This is a genomic window from Streptomyces sp. SID14436 (genome assembly GCF_010548465.1).
Taxonomy (GTDB): Bacteria; Actinomycetota; Actinomycetes; order Streptomycetales; family Streptomycetaceae; genus Streptomyces.
Genome location: NZ_JAAGMD010000641.1, coordinates 1 through 2,667 on the forward strand (window position 1 = coordinate 1; position 2,667 = coordinate 2,667).

Sequence of the window (2,667 nt, forward strand, 5' to 3'; positions counted from 1 at the left end):
AAGGAGACGTGGCATGCGACCCTGCCTGCCCGCGGCCGTCTGCCTGGCGGTGGCGGCCGCCGTCCTCCCCGTCGCCGGAGCGGCTGCGGCCGCGCACGCCGACACCGGCGCCACCCCGGCCGCGGCCTCCTGCGCCACCGACGGCGACCGCGAGTTCCCCCTCACCACCCGCCTCCACGGCGGTCCCGCCGGCTACACCGCCGGGGGCGGCTACGGCGTCTGGTACGTGGACCTGACCAACACGACCGACCGCACCTGCACCGCCGTCCACCCGGTGATCGTGCTCGTCGACGCCGAGCGGGCCCTCAAGCCCGGTCACGCGCAGCTGGAGTTCTACGACCGCGGCACGGTCACCGACCCGGCCGACGCCACCCGCCCACCCGCCACCACCGACCCCGGCACCCCCAGCCCCAGTCCCACCCCCCGCCCCCACCCCGTCCGTTTCGAGCTCACCGACGAGGACGAGCTCGTCGGTGCCCTCGCCGACGACGAGGCGGGCTTCCGCGGCTTCACCGTCGGGCCCGGCCGGACCCTCACCGTGAAGGTGCGGCTCCAGTTCACCTCGGCCGCCGTCGCCAACGAGGTCGTCGCCAACGCGGCCGTCGTGCAGCGGCACAGGGACGACGGCGACTGGGTCGGCCAGTCCAACGACTACCGCTTCCGCGTCGAGGCCGCCCCGCGCACCGGGACCGGGGAGCCCGAGCCGGACGTCCCGCGGGACCCCGAGGAGGACCGCGCGCCGAGCCCGGGCCCCCACCCCCGCCCCGGCGACAGCACCGCCCCGCCCTCCTCCACGGCCCCGGCCCCGGGCACGCCCGCCCCGTCCGCGTCCTCCCCGTCCCCCCTGCCGCTCACCGACGAGCTCGCCGCCAGCGGCACCAGGGCCCGGATCCTCGCCGTGGCCGCCGCCGCCCTGCTCACCGCCGGCGCGGCGGTGCTGCTGGCCCGCAGGCGGGGCTGAACCAGCAACCGTCGCCGAGGCCGACCCACGGCCGGCAGGGCTGAACCAGCAACCGTTGGCGGGGCCGACCAGCAACCGTCGCCGGGGCTGAACCAGCGACTGTCGCCGGGGCCGACCCACAGCCGACGGGCCCGCCCCGCAGCGGACGAGGACCGGCCGACGACCGGACGAGGACCGGCCGACGACCGGCCGACGACCGGACGGACCCCCACCGGCGGCCCTGCCGCCATTCCCTCAAGATCCTGGTCTGTTTAGGCTGGGGCGAACGCAGCACGCGGACGGCACACGCAGGATCGCGGACGGCAGGAGAACCGGCACATGGCAGACCGCAAGCCCATCGAGTCCTGGCTGACCGACATGGACGGGGTGCTCATCCACGAGGGCGTCCCGATCCCCGGTGCCGACGCCTTCATCAAGAAGCTGCGCGAGACGGGCCGGCCCTTCCTGGTCCTGACCAACAACTCGATCTACACCCCGCGCGACCTGCACGCCCGCCTGCGCCGCATGGGCCTGGAGGTGCCGATCGAGAACATCTGGACCTCCGCCCTCGCCACCGCCCAGTTCCTCGACGACCAGCGCCCCAACGGCTCCGCCTACGTCATCGGCGAGGCCGGTCTGACCACCGCGCTGCACGACATCGGCTACGTCCTGACCGACCACGAGCCGGACTACGTCGTCCTGGGGGAGACCCGCACCTACTCCTTCGAGGCCATGACCAAGGCGGTCCGGCTGATCAACAACGGGGCCCGGTTCATCGGCACCAACCCCGACGAGACCGGCCCGTCCACCGAGGGCCCCCTCCCGGCGACCGGCGCGGTGGCCGCGCTGATCACCAAGGCGACCGGCAAGCACCCGTACTTCGCGGGCAAGCCGAACCCGCTGATGATGCGCACCGGGCTGAACCGGCTCGGCGCGCACTCCGAGGTCAGCGCCATGATCGGCGACCGGATGGACACCGACGTGCTGGCCGGCATCGAGGCCGGGATGCGCACGTTCCTGGTGCTCACCGGCCTGACCGGGGCCGACCAGGTGGAGGACTTCCCGTACCGGCCGTCGCAGGTCGTGGACTCCATCGCGGACCTCGTCGACCTCGTCTGACCCGGCGGGCCGCGCCCGCCGCACCCCCGCCGGCCTGCGGCTTCAAACCTCGCCCGGCGCGGCCGCCACCCGGACGGCGTAACCGGCGCACCCGCGAGGATGCGTGCACCCCCCTCGCGGGGGAGGCTCCGTGTGTCTGGAGGTTCACGATGAGTTCCATGAGACTCACTCTCTGTACGGGAGCCCTGGCCGTGGCCGCGCTCACCCCGGCGACGGCGTACGCGGCGGACGGCGGTGGTGTCGCGGTGACCCCCGCGGCCCCGGCGCCCGGCACGGACGTCACCCTGCGGGTGGCCGAGTGCGCCGAGCGGACGGCGGTCGCCGTGTCCGCGGCGTTCGTCTCCGACGTACGGCTCAGCGTGTCCGACGGAGTCCTCGTCGGCGAGAGCCGCGTCCGGTCCACCGTCACCGCCGGGGTGTACGACGTGAAGGTCAGCTGCGGCGAGACCGACCGCAGGGGCACCATCACCGTCGCCCCGGCCCGCAAGCCGTCCGGCGGCCACGACGAACCGGCCACCGACCGGCCGACGGCACCTGCCTCCCCGGTCGCGCCGGTCGACGCGGGCGGCGGCGGCACGGCCCGGCTGGCGGCGGCCGAGTCCGGGGAC

At 75.1% G+C, this 2,667-nt stretch carries 3 protein-coding genes; all 3 read left to right on the forward strand.

Translation table 11 applies throughout. From position 1 onward, the window contains the following. Nucleotides 1-13 precede the first annotated feature (13 nt). Complete coding sequence (locus tag G3I53_RS22825) at nt 14-961, forward strand: hypothetical protein (RefSeq protein WP_164438721.1); 948 nt, start codon at nt 14-16, stop codon at nt 959-961. A gap of 318 nt (nt 962-1,279) precedes the next feature. Continuing rightward, the gene (locus tag G3I53_RS22830) at nt 1,280-2,059 is read left to right on the forward strand and encodes an HAD-IIA family hydrolase (protein WP_164332742.1); all 780 of its coding nucleotides are present in this window, start codon (nt 1,280-1,282) and stop codon (nt 2,057-2,059) included. 149 nt (nt 2,060-2,208) lie between these two features. After that, nucleotides 2,209-2,667, forward strand: a 459-nt coding sequence (locus G3I53_RS22835) for a hypothetical protein (RefSeq protein ID WP_164438722.1), incomplete at its 3' end; no start/stop codon positions are given.

Coding starts and splice junctions, on each gene's coding strand:
- G3I53_RS22830 (WP_164332742.1), top strand. CDS start 1,280: ATGGCAGACCGCAAGCCCATCGAGTCCTGGCTGACCGACATGGACGGG.
- G3I53_RS22825 (WP_164438721.1), top strand. CDS start 14: ATGCGACCCTGCCTGCCCGCGGCCGTCTGCCTGGCGGTGGCGGCCGCC.